Origin of the sequence: Caloranaerobacter sp. TR13 (assembly GCF_001316435.1) — a bacterium.
Lineage (GTDB): Bacteria > Bacillota > Clostridia > Tissierellales > Thermohalobacteraceae > Caloranaerobacter.
This window is the reverse complement of the sequence record NZ_JXLL01000021.1, coordinates 1-20,876: the sequence shown is the minus strand read 5'-3', so window position 1 is coordinate 20,876 and position 20,876 is coordinate 1. Positions and strand designations below refer to the sequence as shown.

Genomic DNA, 20,876 nt, shown 5'->3' with positions numbered 1-20,876 from the left:
TCAACGGCAAAAAATAATTTACCACAATTATTTGACCAAGTCAATAGTATTTATAATTTATTTATGTGTTAATTTTTTCTAATTCTTTTCTGAATTTCTCTATTATCTTTTTTTCTAATCTTGAAACAGTCATTTGTGATACCCCTAATTCTTTAGCCATACTACTTTGAGTTTTATTATCAAAATATCTGCCTTTTAATATTCTTTTTTCCAAATCATTTAAATTGTCTAATACTTTTTCCAAGAAGTCTATATTTTCTATTTTAGTAAAATACTTGTCATCTTCTCCTATTAAATCTCCTAAAGTCATATCTTTATCATCATCAGAATCATAAGTCAAATCTAATGAATGAGGCATGTATACTTTACTTACTTCCATAGCCTCTAAAATTTCTTCCTCACTACACATTAAATATTCAGCTATATCTTTTACTGTAGGAGTCTTTTGAAGTTTTTGGGTTAAAACTACTCTAGCATTACTGATTTTCTTAGAAAGTTCTTGTATCCTCCTTGGTACTCTTATTACCCATCCTTTGTCTCTAAAATATTTTTTTATCTCTCCAATAATAGTTGGAGTAGCAAAACTTGAGAACTCAAATCCTTTATCTACATCATATCTGTCTATTGCATAGATTAATGCAAGACATGCAACTTGATATATATCTTCATACTCTATTCCCTTATTTGCATATTTTTTAGACAAAATCTCAGCTATGTACAAGTGTCTTTCTATTAATTCATTTCTTATTAAAGAATCTTTATTTTTTTTATACATTGAAAATAATGTCTTATTATCAATGTTTTTATATTTATTAGGGGTATCATCTGAATATTTTTTAGATACATTCATTAGATATCCACCTCTAATTTCTTTATCATATTTAAGTAAACTATTCCATCACAATTATCGCATTTAACTTCATCCATAAGAGATTCAATTATCAAGATACTTAAACTTGTATTATCACTGATATCAGAAACTTCTTCATTTCTTTCTTGGCATACAAACTGCTTAGCTTGTATACTTATAATTAACCTATCTTCCATTATTTCAAATTTAATATCTATATTTTGCTTTTGACCATTTTTGATAATCATTGTGCAAGCCTCTGCTATAGCTACTTTAATATCATCTATTTCTTCAATATCAAACCCTATTCTACTTGCTATTGCTGAAGAAGTTAATCTAACTACACTAACATACTCAGCTTTTGCTGGTATTGTAAGGCTAATTATATCCTCTTTATTTTGATTAATAGATTCTATCATAAGCCTCACTCCTTAATAATAAATACTTTATTTAATCCAGTTATATCAAATAATTTACTAATATTTGGTCTGATATTAGTCAAAATTATATTTTTGCCTTTTTCTCTAAGTTTCTTTAACCCACTAATTAATACACCTAAGCCTGTGCTATCCATATAAATTAACTCTTCGCCGTCTAATATAACATCTGCATTTTTTTCATTAATTATTTCAAGTAAAATATTTTTAAAATATGGTGATGTATATATATCTACCTCTCCTATTGGTTTAAGAATCCATGCATTTTCAGTTGAGCTGAATTCCTTTTTCACATCTAGACCCATAATATCCCTCCTTAATCTCTAATACTTGTCCATAAACCTGTATAATTATAGTATATTATAATTTTTTGTATTCTTAAAGTACTAGTCTTTTTATTTCGTTCGACATTCTCTTTTCTGTGATTAACAAATAAAGCGTGCATTACGCACGCTTTATTCTTCATCATTGTCTTCTGCTGCCACTTTGGCAATAGATACAACCCTATCATTTTCAGATATTCTCATTAAAGTTACACCTTGAGTACTTCTTCCCATTTGTGATATATCTGATACCTTCAATCTTATTATTGTACCTGATACACTAATTAGCATTACCTCATCATTGATACTAACAACTTTTGCTCCAATAATATTTCCTGTTCTTTTCTTTACATTATATGTTTTTATTCCTTTTCCACCTCTACTTTGAGACCTGTATTCCGAAATTGGAGTCCTCTTTCCATACCCATTTTCTGTTATAACTAATAGATCATTTTCTTCTTTGATTAAGTCCATAGCTACTAACTTATCACCTTCATTAAGTGTAATAGCTTTTACTCCCATTGCACTTCTTCCCATATTTCTAACATCTTTTTCATTAAATCTTATAGACATTCCATAAGCTGTTACTAATATAAGTTCATTTTCACCATTTGTTTTCTTTACTTCAATTAGCTCATCTTCTTCTCTTAAATTTATAGCTATAATACCATTCTTTCTAATATTATCAAATTCATTTAATCCTGTTTTCTTTATAATTCCTCTACTCGTTGCAAAAACAAGATAATCTCCAGGATTAAATTCTTTTATTGGTATCACAGCTGTTATTTTTTCATTCATATCTAACTGTAAAAGATTTATTATTGCAGTACCTTTAGCCTGTCTTTTAGCTTCAGGAATTTCAAAAGCTCTTAATTTGTAAACTTTACCTTTATTTGTGAAGAATAAAATATTGTCATGAGTAGAAGTAACAAAAATATCTTCAACGAAATCTTCTTCTCTTGTAGTTAATCCTGTAATTCCTTTGCCACCTCTTCTTTGTGCTTTATAGGTGTCTTCTGGCAATCTTTTAATATATCCAAAATGAGTTAATGTAATAACTACTTTTTCTTGTTTTATCATATCTTCTATACTAATTTCATCTATACTAGCTCTTATTTCTGTTCTTCTTTTATCATTGTATTTTTCTTTAATCTCAAGTATTTCATCTTTTATTATTTTATATATAAGCCTTTCATTAGCTAATATTTCTCTATATTTATTAATAAGCTTAATCAATTCTTCATATTCTTCTTCTATTTTATTTCTCTCTAAGCCAGTTAACTTTTGTAATCTCATATCTAATATGGCTTGTGCTTGTTTTTCTGTAAGTCCGAATTTATTCATTAATCCATTTTTTGCCTCGTTTACTGTCTTAGATTTTCTAATTAAGCTTATAACCTCATCTATATGATCTAATGCTATTTTTAAACCTTCAAGAATATGTGCTCTATCCTCAGCTTTATTTAGGTCATATTGTGTTCTTCTTGTTATAACCTCTTTTTGATGATTTAAATAATGTCTTATTACTTCTTTTAAATTCAGGACTTTAGGCTGGTCATCAACTAAAGCAAGCATAATTATACTAAATGTATCTTGTAATTGAGTATGTTTATATAAGTTATTTAAAACTACATTTGGGTTAGCATCTCTTTTTAACTCTATAACAATTCTCATTCCATTTCTATCAGATTCATCTCTTAAATCTGATATTCCTTCTATTTTCTTTTCTCTAACTAATGATGCTATTTTTTCTATAAGTCTTGCTTTATTTACCTGATATGGCAGTTCTGTAACAATTATTCTTGTTTTTGATTTATTTAATTGCTCTATTTCAGTTTTAGCTCTAACAATAACTTTTCCTCTACCTGTTCTATATGCAGCTTTTATTCCTTCTTGACCCATTATAATTGCACCAGTTGGAAAATCGGGTCCTTTAATAACTTCCATCAATTCATCTATATCTACTTCAGGATTATCTATCATCATAACTATACCATCTATAACTTCACCTAAGTTATGAGGTGGTATAGATGTTGCCATACCAACAGCTATACCTGATGAACCGTTAACTAGTAGATTTGGAAATCTACTAGGCAGTACTTTAGGTTCTTTTAATGTTTCATCAAAGTTTGGTCTAAAGTCAACTGTATCTTTATTTATATCTCTCAACATTTCTATTGCTATTTTAGACATTCTAGCTTCTGTATAACGCATTGCAGCAGCGCCATCACCATCAATAGAGCCAAAGTTACCATGGCCATCCACAAGTAAATACCTTGTTGAAAAATCTTGTGCCATCCTTACCATTGCATCATATACAGCACTGTCTCCATGTGGATGGTATTTACCTAATACATCCCCAACTATACGTGCAGATTTTCTGAAAGGTTTGTCCGGTGCTAAGTTAAGCTCGTTCATAACATGAAGAATCCTTCTATGAACAGGTTTTAAACCATCACGTACATCGGGTAGTGCCCTGCTTACAATTACACTCATAGCATAATCCAGATAAGATTTTCGCATCTCATCCTCTATATCTACCTGGATAATCCTCTGCTTATCGTTATTCATCTATATCCTCCTCATGAATAATTATTTTTCATCTAATACTGTAATTAATATCATTAAATATCAAGATTTTGTACATATTTAGCATTTTCCTCTATAAATTCTCTTCTAGGTTTAACTTTATCTCCCATAAGTGTAGTAAATATCTCATCAGCTGCAACTGCATCATCAATACTTACCTTAAGTAAAATTCTTTTTTCTGGGTTCATCGTAGTTTCCCAAAGCTGTTCTGGATTCATTTCTCCAAGACCTTTGTACCTTTGTATACTGTAACCATTTCTACCTATTTCGTTTAATATTTTTTCAAGCTCTCTATCATTATAAGCATAGTATTCAGATTTACCTTTTTTAATTTTATATAAAGGTGGTTGAGCAATATATATATGTCCTTGTTCAATTAACGGTTTCATATATCTAAAGAAGAATGTTAATAATAAAGTTCTAATATGAGCACCATCTACGTCGGCATCAGTCATGATAATTATTTTACCATACCTTAATTTTTCAACATTGAATTCATCACCTATACCACATCCAAAAGCAGTAATCATAGCTTTTATTTCTTCATAATTCAATATTTTATCTAGTCTAGCTTTCTCAACATTCATTATCTTACCTTTAAGAGGTAATATAGCTTGAGTTCTTCTATCTCTACCTTGTTTAGCTGAACCACCTGCAGAATCACCCTCTACTAGATAAATTTCACATTTTGATGCCTCTTGTTCTGAACAGTCTGCAAGTTTACCTGGTAAAGATAAGTTTTCAAGTACATTTTTTCTTCTAGTTAGTTCTCTAGCTTTTCTAGCAGCTTCTCTAGCTCTTGCTGCCTTTAAAGCTTTATCTATTATAAGTTTCGCTTCCTTTGGATTTTCTTCTAGAAAACTAGTTATATTCTCAGAAACTAAGCTTTCAACTATTCCTCGCATTTCACTATTTCCAAGCTTAGTTTTAGTCTGGCCTTCAAACTGAGGGTCTGGTAGTTTAACAGAAAGTACAGCAGTTAAACCTTCTCTAATATCTTCACCTGTTAAATTACTATCTTTATCTTTCAATATATTATTTTTCCTTGCATAATCATTTATAATCCTTGTTAATGCAATCTTAAATCCACTTAAATGAGTACCACCTTCATGAGTATTAATGTTATTAGCAAAACTAAATATATTTTCACTATAATCAGTAGTATACTGCATCGCTAATTCAACAATACAATTATCTTTTTCCTTTTCAAAATATATTACTTTATCATGTATAGATGTTCTATTTCTATTTAAATGCTCTACAAAAGCTTGTATTCCACCTTCATAATAGAATTTTTTCTTTTTATCTTGTCTTTTATCTTCAATTGTAATTGTTATTCCTTTATTTAAAAATGCTAATTCCCTTAATCTATGTTCTAAAGTATCATATCTAAAATTAATATCTTCAAATATCAAATGATCAGGTTTAAATGTTATAATAGTTCCTGTTCCTTCTGTTTGCCCTATTATTTCTAATTCTGTTACTGGCTTTCCTCGTTCAAATCTCTGTTTGTAGATATTATTATTCCTGTGAACTATAACCTCTAACCATTCAGAAAGTGCATTAACTACCGAAACACCAACTCCATGAAGTCCACCGGATACTTTATATGCACTATTGTCAAATTTACCACCAGCATGCAAAACTGTAAGTACTGTTTCAACAGTAGATTTTCCTGTTTTAGGATGTATTTCAACAGGTATACCACTACCGTTATCAATTACAGTTATGGAATTATCTTTATTTATAATAACATTAATAGTGTCACAAACTCCTGCTAACGCTTCATCTATACTATTGTCGACAATCTCGTAAACTAAATGATGTAATCCTCTTAAGCCAGTACTACCAATATACATACCTGGCCTCTTTCTAACAGGCTCTAGTCCTTCTAAAACTTGTATTTGCTGTGCACCATAATTTCTTTCTCTCTGTATTTCAGCCATTTAATAGCCTCCAATCTACTTAAGTTTTTTAATCCATAAGAATTTATAATAAAATCTTGCTCATAATTTATTTAAATTGAAGATTTTGTTCTTATCTTAAAAAGAAAAAACTATTTGATAAATCCAGCTCTTTTATTTAAAGTAGTAGAAGAAATATTAGAACAATATATAATACTTTTTCTTATTTTACTACCACTCTTTTTATCTATATAAGCTTTTTCTGTAATTATATATGATTTTATTTTCTTATCTGTAATGTTTTTTATAAATCCCTCTTCCTCAGCTATATCAAAAAATTCTTTTGTATCTTTTGATTTTAAAGACTTATGGTCAATTATACAAATAATATCTTTTAGTGGTATTACATAATCTTTACCTAAATGTAAAAACATTCATTTTCCTCCCTAATATAAACATGATAAAAATACAAATTAACTACAATCTTATAATATATATTATTTAGCTACGTTATTCAACTTAATTACTCACTGAATAATTTCTATATTTCCCTTCGATACATAAAATACCTTCTTATCTTTTTTATGAATATCCAGAACATCTATATCTTCTGTACTAGTAATTATTGTTTGTATATCACTAAAAGTCGATAACAAAAATTTTCTTCTTTTTATATCCAACTCCGATAGAACATCATCTAGTAATAAAACAGGATATTCTCCTATTTCTGACTTTACTAATTCTACTTCTGCTAATTTCATTGAAAGTGCAGCTGTCCTCTGTTGACCTTGAGAACCAAATATTTTAGCATCCAATCCGTTTATATTTATTTTTATATCATCTCTATGTGGACCAAATTCTGTAGTACCTTTTTCTATGTCTTTTGCTAAATTCATGTTTAAAACCTCTATAAAAATATCTTTTATTTCATTTTTGCTTAGCTGACAATCTATATTGAAAGAAGGCGTATATTCAAGGTCAAGTTCTTCTATTCCTTCAGTTATATTTTTATGAATTTTTTTTGATATTTCAGATATCCGGTCTATAAACTCTATACGATTTTTAATTATTTCAGAGCCAACCTCAGCTAACTGCATGTCCCAAACTTCTATAGTTTTAAGTTTATTATTATTTCTTTGAATAGACTTTAAAAGATTATTTCTCTGTTTAAGTATTTTACTATACCTATTGATATTGTAACGATACTTAGGTCTTATCTGAGATATCTCAGTATCTAAAAATGTTCTTCTATTATTTGGTCCTTCTTTAACTAGTTTCAAATCTTCAGGAGAAAATAAAACAACATTTAAATGACCAAATAAATCTGATATTTTATCAATTTCTACTCTATTAATTCTAACCCTCTTTGTTTTATTTTTTTCAAATTTAATCTCTATAAACTTGTCAGCAAAATCCCATCTAACATTTATACCTATATAAGCTTTATCCTTATCTATTTTTATTAATTCCTTTTCTTTAGCAGCTCTATAAGACTTACCAAAAGCACATATATATATAGATTCTAATAAATTTGTCTTACCCTGCGCATTATCTCCTATAAATATATTTAATTTTTTATTTAATTTTATATCTAACTTATCATAATTTCTATAATTTATAAGTTTGATACTTTCTATATGCACATAAAGCACTCCTTTAGGAAAAAAGCATCATTTTTCCTCTATTTCTTTCCTATTCTACAATATATCTTTCACCGTTAGACAATTCTATTATATCTCCTTTTTTTACTTTTTTACCTCTTTGAAGGATAATCTCTCCATTTAACTTAACTTCACCATTTTTTATTAATATTTTTGCATGTCCTCCAGTTTCAGCTATATTTGCATATTTTAATAATTGATCTAATTTTATATACTCCGTATGTATTTTTATTTTTTCCATACTATCAACTCCTTGAAAATTAATAGACACCTTAAACTAGGTGTCTTAAGTTTTAGTAGTTTTCATTTAATCTTACTGGTAAAACTAGGTATGTATAGCTATTATCTCCATAAGGCCTTATTATACAAGGCTTTACATTACTTTCAAAATCCATAATTATCTCTTCATTATCTATTACTCTTAATGCATCTAACATATATTTTGAATTAAATGCTATTTTAATATCATTTCCTTCAAGCTCTATCGGCAGCTCTTCGTGTACATTACCTATCTCAGAATTAGAGCTTATTATCATCCTTTCATCTGATATAGTAAATTTAACAAGGTTATTTTTTCCTTCTCTTGCTAGTAATGAAGCTCTTTCAATACTTTCTTGTACAGTTTTAGTATTTACTCTAACTCTTGATTTATACTCATTTCTTATTATATCACGATAATTTATAAATTCACCTTCAAGTAATCTTGATATTATAACTGTTTCACCAAAATCAAAAAGTACATGACTTGAAGTAAACATTATTTTAACATCAGAATCATCATCGTCAAGTATTCTACTAACTTCATTAAGTGTTTTACTAGGTATTACAACTTTTATATCATTATCACTATTTACACTAATTTCTTTAACTGCAAGTCTATAACCATCTAATGCTACAAGTGCTGCTCTTTTATTGTTAACTTCTAATAAAGCTCCTGTTAATATTGGTTTTATTTCGTCTTGTGCAGCTGCAAAGATAGTTTGCCTAATCATAATTTTTAAAAGATCCTTAGGTATACTTAAATTAATATCATCATCTACAACTGGTAGTTGTGGATATTCTACAGAAGGCTGACCAATAATGTTAAATTTAGAGTTTCCACAAGTAATATGAACATTATTATTTTCATCTGCCTCAATTTCAACATCTAAACTAGGTAATTTTCTAATTATGTCTCCAAATAATTTTGAAGCAATGACTATAGAACCTTCTTCTATTACTTCACAGTTTATCTTTGATTCTATACCTATTTCTAAATCTGTACCTGTAAGTTTTAAAGTATTTTCTTTAGCTTCAAGTAAGATCCCATTTAATATAGGTAATGTTGTTTTTGATGTAATTGCTTTTTGGACAATATTTATACATTTATTTAATTCTTTTTGAGTAACTTTTATTTTCAATTGTGGATAACCTCCTTCTCAGTGGTTAGAAAAAATATAAATACTAAACTTATAGTAATAGTAATAGGTGAAGTTAATATGTGGATAACTAAATAAATGAACTAAAAATACATAATGTAAGCTGTTAATAATTTGTTGGTAAAAAATTTAATTATAAACATAATAACAGTCAAAAAAATTTTAAAATTATTATCAACATTATATTAACAGTTTATTAACATACAAATGTTGATTATTTACCTTTTATTTCATTTATAATATTTTCAATTTTTAATTTTAGTTCTGCATTGTTTTTAATGTCAGATGAAATCTTGTCGTATGCATGTATAACTGTAGTGTGGTCTCTACCACCAAATTCGTCACCTATTTTTGGTAGAGATAAATCTGTTAATTCTCTACATAGATACATTGCAATTTGCCTTGGATAAGCTATTGACCTTGTTCTTTTTTTAGAGTCAAAATCTTCAACATTTACATTAAAGTTTTGAGCTACTACCTCTTTTATTAGCTTTACATTAATTTCTCTTGGTTTAGTGTTAGAAATTATATCTTTTAAGGCTTCAGTAGCTAGATCAACTGTTACCTCTCTATTAGTTAAAGAAGAATAAGCTACAATTCTAATTAACGCACCTTCAAGTTCTCTAATATTAGATTGTATTTTAGTTGCTATATATAGCATTACATCATTTGGAACATGTATGTTTTCAACTTTTGCTTTTTTTCTTAATATAGCTATTCTAGTTTCTAAATCAGGTGGTTGAATATCTGCAATTAAACCCCATTCGAATCTCGACCTTAGCCTATCTTCTAATGTAGGAATTTCTTTTGGTGGCCTATCACTAGATATAATAATTTGTTTATTAGCTTCATGAAGAGCATTGAATGTATGGAAAAACTCTTCCTGAGTTCTCTCTTTACCAGCTATAAACTGTATATCGTCTACAAGCAGTACATCAACGTTTCTATATTTATTTCTAAATTCAACATTTCTATCATCTCTAATAGAATTAATTAGTTCATTTGTGAACTTTTCAGATGAAACGTAAACTACTTTGGCCTTTGGGTTTTGATTTAATATATAGTGACCAATAGCATGCATAAGATGAGTTTTACCTAACCCAACTCCTCCATAAATAAAAAGAGGATTATATGCTTTAGCAGGAGCTTCAGCTACTGCTAAAGATGCTGCATGGGCAAATCTATTGCTATTACCTATAACAAATGTGTCAAAAGTGTATTTAGGGTTTAATTGAGACCTTGAAGTGGAAGTATCATTTATTTCATTTTGTATAGTTTGTCCAACTTCGTTTACTTCTTCTCCTGGAATTATAAATTTAATATCGAAATCTCTATTAGTAGCTTGTTTAACAGCGTTTTTGATTAATGTTAGGTATCTAGCTACTAGTATACCTTTTGTAAATTCATTTGGAGCCCCTAAAATTATTTGATTATCATTTATTGTTAAAGGTTCTATTGTTTTGAACCAAGTATTGAAGCTAACTTCTGTTAGTTCTGTTTTTATTAATCTCAGGGTATCGTTCCAAATATCATCTAAATTTAAACTCATTTATATTCCTCCTATCCATATAGGATTATAGACATATTTATAGGGAATAATACAAAATATACACAAATTTATCCACAGAAAAATAAAATAACTACTTAGTATAAATGAATATTATTTGATCACAAGGAAAATATAAAGATGTGGATAAAATGTAGAAAAATATATTATAAATGGTTAAATAAAATGTGAAATTGAAGTTTGTCCACAAGAGATAAAAAAATTAATGTGGAATATAAATGTAGTATTTTTCTAATATGAAAATTATAATCCACAAAATTAAAAGTTATACACAACCTTATCCACACATTGTGAATAAAATCGTCAATTGTTAATAAATAATCCACACATTTATATAATAATATCAAAAAAAAAATTGATAATCAACAATATTAAAAAAGATATCCACAAGATCAACATAAATGTAGATTATTTATTAACATACATAAATTTATTAATTCCTTGACATACAGATGTAATATGGCTATAATCAATAGTAGTGTCTGCTTTTTTTGGATAAATACATTGCTTTATATAAAGGAAAGTTTAGTAGTTGTTGAAGGGGGTGTATCTAAATGAAAAGAACATATCAGCCAAAGAAGAGACAGAGAAAGAAAGAGCATGGGTTCAGAAAGAGAATGAGTACAAAATCAGGAAGAAATGTATTAAAGAGACGTAGAAGAAAGGGCAGAAAGAGATTGACAGCATAAGGCCGCATATTAGTGGCCTTTTTATGTTAATTTCCAGGATATTTAAGGGGAATTACAATGGATAAGAAGCTAAAGCTTAAAAATAGTAGAGAATTTAAAAGAGTATACAATCATGGAAGTTCTTATGCCAATAAATATCTAGTAATTTTTTTTATTAGGAATAATTTAGGATATAATAGGGTTGGTTTTTCTGTTACTAAGAAGATAGGTAAAAGTGTAGTGAGAAATAGAATTAGAAGATTGATGAAAGAAGCTTACAGGTTGAATAGTGATAAATTAAAACAAGGATATGATTTAGTATTTATACCTAGAAAAATAGCTGTTGGTTATGGATATAAAGAAATAGAAAGTGCCATGCTACACTTATTTAAGAAAATCAAACTATTAAAATAAGGTATAAGGTGTATAAATGAGAAAATTAATTATAATTTTAATAAGAATGTATCAAAAATTTATTTCACCATTAAAACCTAGAACATGTAGATTTTACCCAACATGTTCTGAATATTCAATTAAAGCTATCGAAAAATACGGATTGATAAAAGGTGGATTAATGAGTATTAAGAGAATTATTAGATGCAATCCTCTTAACCCTGGAGGGTATGATCCGTTAGAATAAAGAGGGGGTTATTAAATGATAGATTTATTTGCTAGACCTTTAGGAGCATTAGTTAAGGTTATATATAATTTTGTATATAGTATAGGATTTGATGCTAAGTTATTTTCTGCATATTCTATTGCTATTATAATAGCTACAATAATTTTAAGATTTATTTTATTACCTCTAACGTTAAAACAAATGAGGTCAATGAAAAAAATGCAAGAACTGCAACCTAAGATAAAAGAGTTACAGAATAAATATAAAAATGATCAACAAACTTTAAATATAAAGACTATGGAGTTATATAAGGAACATAATGTAAATCCTTTCGGTGGTTGTTTTCCTATATTAATTCAATTTCCTATAATTATAGGATTTTTTAGAGTATTACAGAATCCTGTAAACTATATATTTGGTAGTGAAGCTGTATATGAATCTATAAATAAAACGTTTTTATGGATTTCTAATTTAAATAATCCAGATCCTTGGATACTTCCTTTATTAGCTGGTATTACAACATATTTTACTAGCAAAATGACAAATACATCAGGAGGAAATGCACAGGCAGAAGCTACTCAAAAAACTATGACTATCATGTTTCCTTTTATGATATTCTTCTTTGCTAAAAATTTTCCAGCAGGTCTTACATTATACTGGGTTGTAGGTAATGTTTTTCAAATAGTACAACAGTACTTAATGAATAGATCTACAGGTAATGTTAAGGAGGAGTCAAATTAATATGAAGTCTGTAGTAAAAACGGCGAAGACTATTGATGATGCTGTTAAAGAAGCACTATTAGAGTTAGGTGCAGATAGGGATGATGTGTTTATTAAAATTTTAGAAGAACCTAGTAAAGGTTTTTTAGGCCTTATAGGAGGTAAAGACGCTAAAGTTGAGGTTACTGTTGTGAATGACCCAGTAGAAATTGCAGGAAACTTTTTAAAGATGCTTTTCAATAAAATGAAAATAAAGGCTAGTACTAGTATAAGAAGAGATGGAAAGAGTTTGTTTATAAATATTGAAGATATAAGTGATAGAGATATGGGAATTTTGATAGGAAAAAGAGGAAAGACTTTAGATTCTGTACAATATCTTGTTAGTTTAATTGTAAATAAAGAAAGAGAGAACTATATTAGAGTTTTCTTAGATATTAATAATTATAGAAAGAAAAGAGAAGAAACCCTTATCAGATTAGCCGAAAAAATGGCTTTTAAAGTAAAGAGATTAAGAAGAGATATAAAGCTTGAGCCAATGAATCCTAATGAAAGAAGGATTATACATTCAACACTTCAAAACAATCCTTATGTAGAGACTTTTAGTGAAGGAGAAGAACCATTTAGAAGAGTAGTAATTAGTTATAAAAAAGAAACATCAAAAACCCAGTATTAATACTGGGTTTAAGTTTTGTTTAAAGATTAATTTGGTATACTAATATTAGGTACTGGGTACTAGGTACTGGGTACTGGGTGCTAGGTACTGGAATTAGAGAACAGGGAACAGAGAATAGGGTACAGATATAAGAATGAAAAATTGATTCGTTATTTGCTATTTGCTAAATAAAAACGAAATACGGTATTAAATATTAATCAAATGAGGTGAGTTAAAGTGTATTTTGATACAATTGCTGCTGTTGCTACAGCACCTGGAGAAGCAGGTATTGGGATTGTAAGAATAAGTGGGGAAAAGTCAGTTCAAATTGCAGATAAAATCTTTAGAGCTAAAAACAAAAGAAAATTAAGCGATTTTCAAGAAAGAAGATTAACATATGGATACATAATAGAGCCTGATACTAACAAGAAAATAGATGAAGTATTAGCGGTATATATGAAAGGTCCTTATACTTATACAAAAGAAGATATTGTAGAAATAAATTGTCACGGTGGAATAATACCTGTAAGAAGAGTTTTAGAAATAGTATTAGAGAATGGAGCTAGGCTTGCAGAACCTGGTGAATTTACAAAAAGAGCTTTTCTAAATGGTAGAATAGATTTATCACAAGCTGAGGCAGTAATTGATTTAATTAGAGCTAAAACAGATTCAAGTTTTGACGTGTCTTTTAATCAACTTGAAGGAAGATTATCAAAAGAAATAAATGAAATTAGGGAAATTTTATTGAGAATGCTAGCAAATATAGAGGCTAATATAGATTTTCCAGAAGAAGATATAGAAACAATGACTTATGAGGGATTACTGGATGAAGGAAAAAATGTTTTAAAAAGAATAGAAAAGCTTTTAGATACAGTATATACAGGAAAGATATTAAGAGAAGGCTTAAAAACAATAATACTAGGAAAACCTAATGTTGGTAAATCTTCATTAATGAATGCAATACTTAGAGAAAATAGAGCGATTGTAACAGATATACCTGGTACTACTAGAGATATAATAGAAGAATATGTGAATATTAAAGGTATTCCTTTAAAGATAATAGATACTGCTGGTATAAGGGAAACAGAAGATATAGTTGAAAAAATAGGGGTGGAAAGAGCAAAAAGTTTATTAGAAGAAGCGGACTTAGTTATTGTGCTTTTCGATGTGTCTAAAGAATTAACAGAAGAAGATATGGAAATTGCTAGATTAGTTAAAAATAAGAAGGTAATAGTATTAGTAAATAAGATAGATTTACCTCCAGTAGTAAGTAAAGAAGAAATACAGAATATTCTACCAGGTAAAAAGATAATAGAAACTTCGATAGTAAAAGGAGAAGGATTAGAAATATTAGAAGATTCTTTGAAAGAAATGTTTTTTAAAGGAGAGGTAAAAATAAAAGATAATACAATAGTTACAAATGCTAGACATAAGAGTTTATTAATTAAAGCTAAAAAGAATATTGAAGAAGCTATTGAATCTATTGAAATGGGTATGCCTATAGATTGTATAGAAGTTGATATTAAAGATTGCTGGGAAAATCTAGGTCAAATAACAGGAGATACTGTTACAGAAGATATTATCGATAGGATATTTGAAGAATTTTGTATAGGTAAATAAGTTTATTTATTTTAAAGGAGGAAACTTCTATGAAATATCAAGCTGGTGAATATGATATTATCGTTATCGGAGCAGGACATGCAGGATGTGAAGCTTCTCTTGCAGCTGCAAGAATGGGTATGAAAACTCTTTTACTTACAATAAATCTAGATTCTATAGCACTTATGCCATGTAATCCTGCAATAGGTGGTACTGGAAAGGGACACTTAGTTAGAGAGATAGATGCTTTAGGTGGAGAAATGGGAAAAAACATTGATAAAACTTTTATACAAAGTAGAATGTTAAATACATCAAAAGGGCCAGCAGTACATTCTTTAAGAGCACAAGCAGATAAAAAAAGATATCAATCTAGCATGAAACAAGTTATTGAAGAGCAGGAAAATTTAGATTTGAAACAGGCTGAAGTTATTGAAATTTTAGTTGAAGATAAAAAGGTCACAGGAGTAATGACAAAGACTGGTGGTGTTTACTCAGGTAAAGCTGTTATTTTAGCTACAGGTACTTATCTTAAAGGTAGAATATTTATAGGAGAAGTGAATTTTGAAGGTGGTCCTAATGGACTTTTTCCTGCTAATCATTTATCAGAATCTTTGAAAAAACTAGGTATAAAATTAAGAAGATTTAAAACTGGAACACCTGCAAGAATACACAGAGACAGTATTGATTTTAGTAAAATGGAAATTCAGCCTGGAGATGAAGAAATAGTTCCTTTTTCTTTTTTAAATGATAGAATCGAAAAAGAACAGGTACCATGTTGGCTTACTTACACAAATGAAGAGACTCATAAAGTTATATTAGATAATTTAAATAGGTCACCATTATATGCTGGTGAAATGGAAGGTGTTGGGCCTAGATATTGCCCTTCCATTGAAGATAAGGTAGTTAGATTTTCAGATAAGAAGAGACATCAGATATTTATAGAGCCAGAGGGGTTAGATACTTGTGAGATGTATGTACAGGGAATGTCAACCTCATTACCAGAAGAAGTTCAGATTAAAATGCTTAGATCAGTGCCTGGATTAGAAAATGTTCAGATAATGAGGCCAGCTTATGCTATAGAATATGATTGTATAAATCCAACCCAGTTAAAGAGAACATTAGAATACAAAGAAATTGAGAATTTATATTTTGCTGGACAGATAAATGGTACATCAGGATATGAAGAGGCAGCAGCACAAGGTATCATTGCAGGAATAAATGCAGTTCTTAAGCTAAGAGGTGAGGAGTCTTTTATTTTAGATAGATCAGAAGCGTATATAGGTGTATTAATAGATGATTTAGTAACTAAAGGGACAAATGAACCTTATAGAATGATGACATCTAGAGCAGAGTATAGATTAATTTTAAGACAAGATAATGCTGATTTAAGATTAACTGAAAAAAGTTATAAAATAGGGCTAGCTGATGAAGAAAGATATAAGAAAGTAGCATATAAAAAACAGAAAATTGAAGAGGAAATAGAAAGATTAAAAAATATCAAGATTACACCAACTAAGGAAATACAGGAATTTTTAACTTCAAAAAACAGTACACCATTAAAATCACCAACAACCTTATATGATCTGATAAAAAGACCTGAATTATCATATGAAATTTTAGCTGAAATTGATAAAGATAGACCAAGTCTTTCAAGAGAAATAAGAATGCAAGTAGAGATTCAAATTAAATATCAAGGTTATATTAATAAACAGTTAAAACAAATTGACCAATTTAAAAAATTAGAAAATAAAAAATTACCTAAGGATATTGATTATAGTAAAATAGAAGGATTAAGGCTTGAAGCTAGACAAAAGCTAAATGACATAAGACCAGATTCAATTGGTCAAGCATCAAGAATTTCTGGAGTTTCTCCTGCAGATATTTCAGTTTTACTTATTTTTTTAGAACAACAAAGGAGATTAAAAACTAGGAGTGAAGATAATGAGTAATGTTGATACTTTGATAGAGGGTAGTAGAGAATTAGGAATTTCATTAAAAAAAGAAGAAATAGATAAATTTCTTAAATTTAAGGAATTATTAAAAGAGTGGAATAAAAAGATAAACTTGACAGCTATAGAAGATGATAAAGAAATAGATATAAAACATTTTTTAGATAGTTTAACATTACTAAAAACAGATTATATAAAAGATAATTATAGAATAATTGATATAGGCACAGGTGGTGGATTTCCAGGAATACCTCTTAAAATAGTTAAAAACGATGTTGAGTTAGTTTTAATGGATAGTTTACAAAAGAGGATTAAGTTTTTAGATTTGGTAATAAATGAACTTGGATTAAGTAATATAAAGGCTATACATGGAAGAGCAGAGGATTTTGGCCGAGATGTAGAATATAGAGAAAAATTTGATATTGCTGTTTCTAGGGCTGTAGCATCTTTAAACATTTTATCTGAATATTGTTTACCATTTGTAAAAGTAGGAGGCTATTTTATAGCCATGAAAGGACCAGATGTTGATATTGAGTTAAAAGAGTCTGAAAAGGCATTAAAATTATTAGGTGGAAAAGTTTTAGATAAAATACAAATAAAATTACCACTAAGTGATATAACTCATACTTTAATTATAATCGAGAAAATTAATAAAACTTTGACAAAATATCCTAGAAAAGCGGGTAAGCCAAAGAAAAATCCGTTGTAAATTATAAATTATTAGGGAATTTTGTAGTACGAAAGTTTGATTTTTTTGAATTTTATAGAAGGAAGATATTTATTTTTAGAGAATAAATATTAATAGATTTATCAGATACGGCGCCTTTAGTTAACAGTGAATGATAAAAAATATTTTTTTACTTTGTGTTTTATATTTTATAAATGATTTCATAGAAAATGGGGACAAGTATTCGGGAGAGGAATGATGTTATGAGTAATCTAAAAGAAGAGATTATGTATATCCCTATAAATTGCATAAAACCCAACCCGTATCAACCTAGGAAAACTTTTAGTAAGCGAGCGTTAGAGGAATTAAGCCAATCAATTAAAGTCTATGGTATAATACAGCCAATTAGCGTTAGAAAAATAAGTGATAATAGTTATGAACTAGTAGCAGGAGAGAGAAGATTAAGAGCGGCTGAATTAGTTAATTTAGAGAAAGTTCCTGCTATAGTTTTAGATATGAAGGATCAGGATTCAGCGGTTTTGGCTCTTATTGAAAATTTACAAAGAGAAGATCTAAATTTTTTAGAAGAAGCTGAGGGTTATTATAATTTAATCAATGATCATGGGTTTACGCAGCAGGAGTTAGCAGAAAAAGTAGGGAAAAATCAGTCTACTATTGCTAATAAATTAAGAATTTTAAGATTGCCAGATGAAGTAAAGAAAATACTTATAGAGAATGGTTTAACAGAGAGACATGCTAGAGCACTCCTAAAGTTGCCAGATAAAGAACTACAGATTGAAGTATTGAATAAGGTTATTAAAAACGATTTGACAGTTAAGAAAACTGAAAAGCTTATTAAAGATATTCTTGAAGAGATAACAAAAGAAAAAGAGACCGAAGCAAAGCAAAATATCAAAAGTATAATTAATTTTAGAATATATTTGAATACTTTAAAAAATGCATATAATGCAATAAGAGAAAGTGGAATAGATGCAAAATATGAACAGAGAGATAAAGGAGATTTTATAGAAGTTGTTGTAAAGATACCGAAAAGGAAATAAAGTCAAGATAAAGTGACTTAGTATATTAGCTTTACATATAATTGGGGGAGTGGGATAAGCTAATGTACTGGGTCTTTTTTTATTTTGGGTACTAGGTACTGGGTACTAGGTACTGGGTACTAGGTACTGGATACTGGGTACTTGGTATTGGAAATAGAGAATAGAAATCAGAGAACAGTGGACAGGGGATAGAGATCAGGGATAAGAAATGTAAAATTGATTTGTTGTCCGTTATTTGTTAAAAATAAAGCGAAAGGCGAAAAATGAGAATCGAAAAGCCGATTGACTAAAGATTATTGACAAAAAATAAAAAAATAGCAGGAATGTATTTTGTTTAAGCGAAATATTTTAATATATGTGTAAAAGGGGAAGTGAGGTGAAGTAATGGCTAAAATAATAGCTGTATTTAATCAAAAAGGAGGAGTTGGCAAGACAACTACTAATGTAAATCTTACAGCATGTCTTGCTAGAAAAGGGAAAAAGATATTAGTTATAGATATTGATCCTCAGGGAAATACAACTAGTGGGTTTGGCATAAATAAAAATGACGTGGAAATTTCTATCTATGATTCTATAATCAATGGTGTAGATATAAGGAAAATAATAATAAATACAGATATAGAAAATTTATATTTAGCACCTTCTAACGTAGAATTAGCTGGTGCTGAAATAGAACTGACTAAAAGGCCAGATAGGGAATTAACTTTAAGAAATGTTATAAAAGATATTAGAAATGATTACGACTATATTTTTATAGATTGTCCTCCATCTTTAGGTTTGTTGACTATCAATTCTTTAGTGGCAGTTGATAGTGTTTTGATACCTATTCAATGTGAATATTATGCTTTAGAAGGTGTTAGTCAATTAATGGATACTATTAGATTAGTGAAAAAGAGTTTAAATCCTGATTTAGAAATAGAAGGCGTTGTTTTGAGTATGTTTGATGGTAGGACAAATTTATCAATACAAGTAGTAGATGAGGTTAAGAAATATTTTAAGGGGAAAGTATATACAACAATAATACCAAGGAATGTTAGATTAGCTGAAGCTCCAAGTCATGGTTTACCTATTATCGATTATGATCCTAAATCTAGAGGAGCAGAGGCTTATATGGAATTAGCTGAAGAATTTCTAGAATACGTAGAGGATGTGATTTAATGACAAAAAAGAGAAGAGGTTTAGGAAAAGGACTTGCAGCTTTAATACCAGATGAGCCTTTAAATAATATAGAAAATAATGATAAAGATAGAGTAATAAGTGTTGATGTGTCACTGATAAAGCCGAACAAAGAGCAGCCAAGACGTGAATTTACTTTAGATTCACTTAATGAACTAGCTGAATCATTAAAGGTACATGGTTTAATCCAACCTATTATTGTTAGAAAAATTGACGATGGATATGAACTTGTAGCTGGAGAAAGAAGATGGAGAGCTGCAAAAATAGCAGGACTTAAGGAAATACCTTGTATAGTAAGAGATTTTGAAAGTAGAAAGTCTGCAGAAATTGCTTTGGTTGAGAATATCCAAAGAGAAGATTTAAATCCAATTGAAGAAGCAATAGCTTATAAAAGGTTAATGGAGAATTATAATCTTACACAAGAAGAGATATCTACTATTGTAGGTAAGAGTAGACCTTATGTGGCTAATACATTAAGATTATTAAATTTAAGTCAAGAAGTAATTAGTTTTATTTTAGAAGGTAAATTAACTAGTGGTCATGGAAGAGCTTTATTACAAATAGATGATTTAAATAAGCAAATTAAATTGGCTAAAGAAATAATAGAAAAAAGATTAAGTGTTCGTGAAGCTGAAAAATTAGTTAAAGAATTAAAAAATGAGGTAAAAAGCAAGAAAAATAATAAAAAGGAATCAAAAAGAGATCCATTTACTTTAGAGATAGAAGAACAATTAAGAAAGATTTTAGGAACTAAAGTTCAGATAAGCAAAGGAAAAAAGAAAGGAAAAATTGAGATAGAATATTACAGTCAAGATGATTTGGATAGAATATTAGATATAATTTTAAACTCCTAATGTTTCGCGTGAAACATTAGGAGTTATTTGTTTAGTAGTTATTAATAGATAGTTAGTAGTTGAAAATTATTAGTTATTATGGTTATTAATAGTAAACAACAAAATCTTCGATTTGAATTAATCAAGCTAGATTTTGCCTATATCCATTACGAAAATTATATT

Annotated in this window: 21 protein-coding genes; 11 read left to right on the top strand and 10 right to left on the bottom strand. The window is 28.6% G+C overall.

Translation table 11 applies throughout. The annotated features are described in order from the left end of the window. Nucleotides 1–61: 61 nt before the first annotated feature. The 10 genes from TR13x_RS10100 to dnaA all read right to left on the bottom strand — a co-directional run bounded on the left by TR13x_RS10100 (nt 62) and on the right by dnaA (nt 10,731). Nucleotides 62–850, bottom strand: coding sequence for a SigB/SigF/SigG family RNA polymerase sigma factor (locus tag TR13x_RS10100; protein WP_054871814.1), 789 nt, complete (start codon nt 848–850; stop codon nt 62–64). Beyond that, nucleotides 850–1,269, bottom strand: coding sequence for an ATP-binding protein (locus tag TR13x_RS10095; RefSeq protein WP_054871813.1), 420 nt, complete (start codon nt 1,267–1,269; stop codon nt 850–852). The genes TR13x_RS10100 and TR13x_RS10095 overlap by 1 nt, the downstream gene beginning before the upstream one ends. A gap of 5 nt (nt 1,270–1,274) precedes the next feature. Beyond that, nucleotides 1,275–1,592 (bottom strand): STAS domain-containing protein, encoded by a 318-nt coding sequence (locus TR13x_RS10090; protein WP_054871812.1) that lies wholly within the window; start codon nt 1,590–1,592, stop codon nt 1,275–1,277. A 150-nt stretch (nt 1,593–1,742) separates the two neighbouring features. Continuing rightward, entirely contained in the window at nt 1,743–4,181 is a 2,439-nt protein-coding gene (gene gyrA, locus TR13x_RS10085) for a DNA gyrase subunit A (RefSeq protein WP_054871811.1), read from the bottom strand. A 53-nt stretch (nt 4,182–4,234) separates the two neighbouring features. Beyond that, nucleotides 4,235–6,145, bottom strand: coding sequence for a DNA topoisomerase (ATP-hydrolyzing) subunit B (gyrB, locus tag TR13x_RS10080; protein WP_054871810.1), 1,911 nt, complete (start codon nt 6,143–6,145; stop codon nt 4,235–4,237). Nucleotides 6,146–6,255: 110 nt separating this feature from the next. Beyond that, a complete protein-coding gene (gene remB, locus TR13x_RS10075) occupies nt 6,256–6,537 on the bottom strand; it encodes an extracellular matrix regulator RemB (protein ID WP_054871809.1) in 282 nt (93 codons plus the stop codon). A 93-nt stretch (nt 6,538–6,630) separates the two neighbouring features. Continuing rightward, the gene (recF, locus tag TR13x_RS10070) at nt 6,631–7,746 is read right to left on the bottom strand and encodes a DNA replication/repair protein RecF (RefSeq protein ID WP_054871808.1); all 1,116 of its coding nucleotides are present in this window, start codon (nt 7,744–7,746) and stop codon (nt 6,631–6,633) included. 49 nt (nt 7,747–7,795) lie between these two features. Next, a complete protein-coding gene (locus TR13x_RS10065) occupies nt 7,796–8,005 on the bottom strand; it encodes an RNA-binding S4 domain-containing protein (protein ID WP_054871807.1) in 210 nt (69 codons plus the stop codon). A gap of 52 nt (nt 8,006–8,057) precedes the next feature. Further along, on the bottom strand, nt 8,058–9,164 hold the full coding sequence (gene dnaN, locus TR13x_RS10060) for a DNA polymerase III subunit beta (RefSeq protein ID WP_054871806.1): 1,107 nt from the start codon (nt 9,162–9,164) through the stop codon (nt 8,058–8,060). Nucleotides 9,165–9,396: 232 nt separating this feature from the next. Then, nucleotides 9,397–10,731 carry a chromosomal replication initiator protein DnaA gene (dnaA, locus tag TR13x_RS10055; protein ID WP_054871805.1) on the bottom strand — a complete coding sequence of 445 codons (1,335 nt, stop codon included), beginning with the start codon at nt 10,729–10,731 and terminating at the stop codon, nt 9,397–9,399. A 572-nt stretch (nt 10,732–11,303) separates the two neighbouring features. On the opposite strand from dnaA, the gene rpmH reads away from it, so the two are divergent. The 11 genes from rpmH to TR13x_RS10000 all read left to right on the top strand — a co-directional run bounded on the left by rpmH (nt 11,304) and on the right by TR13x_RS10000 (nt 20,714). Then, nucleotides 11,304–11,438 (top strand): 50S ribosomal protein L34, encoded by a 135-nt coding sequence (rpmH, locus tag TR13x_RS10050; RefSeq protein ID WP_035163916.1) that lies wholly within the window; start codon nt 11,304–11,306, stop codon nt 11,436–11,438. 57 nt (nt 11,439–11,495) lie between these two features. Continuing rightward, nucleotides 11,496–11,831: a ribonuclease P protein component gene (gene rnpA, locus TR13x_RS10045; RefSeq protein ID WP_054871804.1), complete on the top strand. Its 336-nt coding sequence runs from the start codon at nt 11,496–11,498 to the stop codon at nt 11,829–11,831. A 16-nt stretch (nt 11,832–11,847) separates the two neighbouring features. Continuing rightward, nucleotides 11,848–12,057, top strand: coding sequence for a membrane protein insertion efficiency factor YidD (gene yidD / locus TR13x_RS10040; protein ID WP_054871803.1), 210 nt, complete (start codon nt 11,848–11,850; stop codon nt 12,055–12,057). A 15-nt stretch (nt 12,058–12,072) separates the two neighbouring features. Then, nucleotides 12,073–12,777, top strand: a complete 705-nt coding sequence (locus TR13x_RS10035; RefSeq protein ID WP_054871802.1) for a YidC/Oxa1 family membrane protein insertase — start codon at nt 12,073–12,075, stop codon at nt 12,775–12,777. A 1-nt stretch (nt 12,778) separates the two neighbouring features. Next, a complete protein-coding gene (gene jag / locus TR13x_RS10030; protein ID WP_054871801.1) occupies nt 12,779–13,429 on the top strand; it encodes an RNA-binding cell elongation regulator Jag/EloR in 651 nt (216 codons plus the stop codon). 216 nt (nt 13,430–13,645) lie between these two features. Further along, nucleotides 13,646–15,028, top strand: a complete 1,383-nt coding sequence (mnmE, locus tag TR13x_RS10025) for a tRNA uridine-5-carboxymethylaminomethyl(34) synthesis GTPase MnmE (protein WP_054871800.1) — start codon at nt 13,646–13,648, stop codon at nt 15,026–15,028. A gap of 29 nt (nt 15,029–15,057) precedes the next feature. Beyond that, nucleotides 15,058–16,956: a tRNA uridine-5-carboxymethylaminomethyl(34) synthesis enzyme MnmG gene (gene mnmG / locus TR13x_RS10020; protein WP_054871799.1), complete on the top strand. Its 1,899-nt coding sequence runs from the start codon at nt 15,058–15,060 to the stop codon at nt 16,954–16,956. Then, nucleotides 16,949–17,665: a 16S rRNA (guanine(527)-N(7))-methyltransferase RsmG gene (gene rsmG / locus TR13x_RS10015; protein WP_054871798.1), complete on the top strand. Its 717-nt coding sequence runs from the start codon at nt 16,949–16,951 to the stop codon at nt 17,663–17,665. The genes mnmG and rsmG overlap by 8 nt, the downstream gene beginning before the upstream one ends. A gap of 221 nt (nt 17,666–17,886) precedes the next feature. After that, on the top strand, nt 17,887–18,684 hold the full coding sequence (noc, locus tag TR13x_RS10010) for a nucleoid occlusion protein (protein ID WP_054871797.1): 798 nt from the start codon (nt 17,887–17,889) through the stop codon (nt 18,682–18,684). 384 nt (nt 18,685–19,068) lie between these two features. After that, nucleotides 19,069–19,842 carry a ParA family protein gene (locus tag TR13x_RS10005; protein WP_054871796.1) on the top strand — a complete coding sequence of 258 codons (774 nt, stop codon included), beginning with the start codon at nt 19,069–19,071 and terminating at the stop codon, nt 19,840–19,842. Further along, nucleotides 19,842–20,714 carry a ParB/RepB/Spo0J family partition protein gene (locus tag TR13x_RS10000; protein WP_054871795.1) on the top strand — a complete coding sequence of 291 codons (873 nt, stop codon included), beginning with the start codon at nt 19,842–19,844 and terminating at the stop codon, nt 20,712–20,714. Before TR13x_RS10005 ends, TR13x_RS10000 begins: the two co-directional genes overlap by 1 nt. The last annotated feature ends 162 nt before the right edge of the window (nt 20,715–20,876 follow it).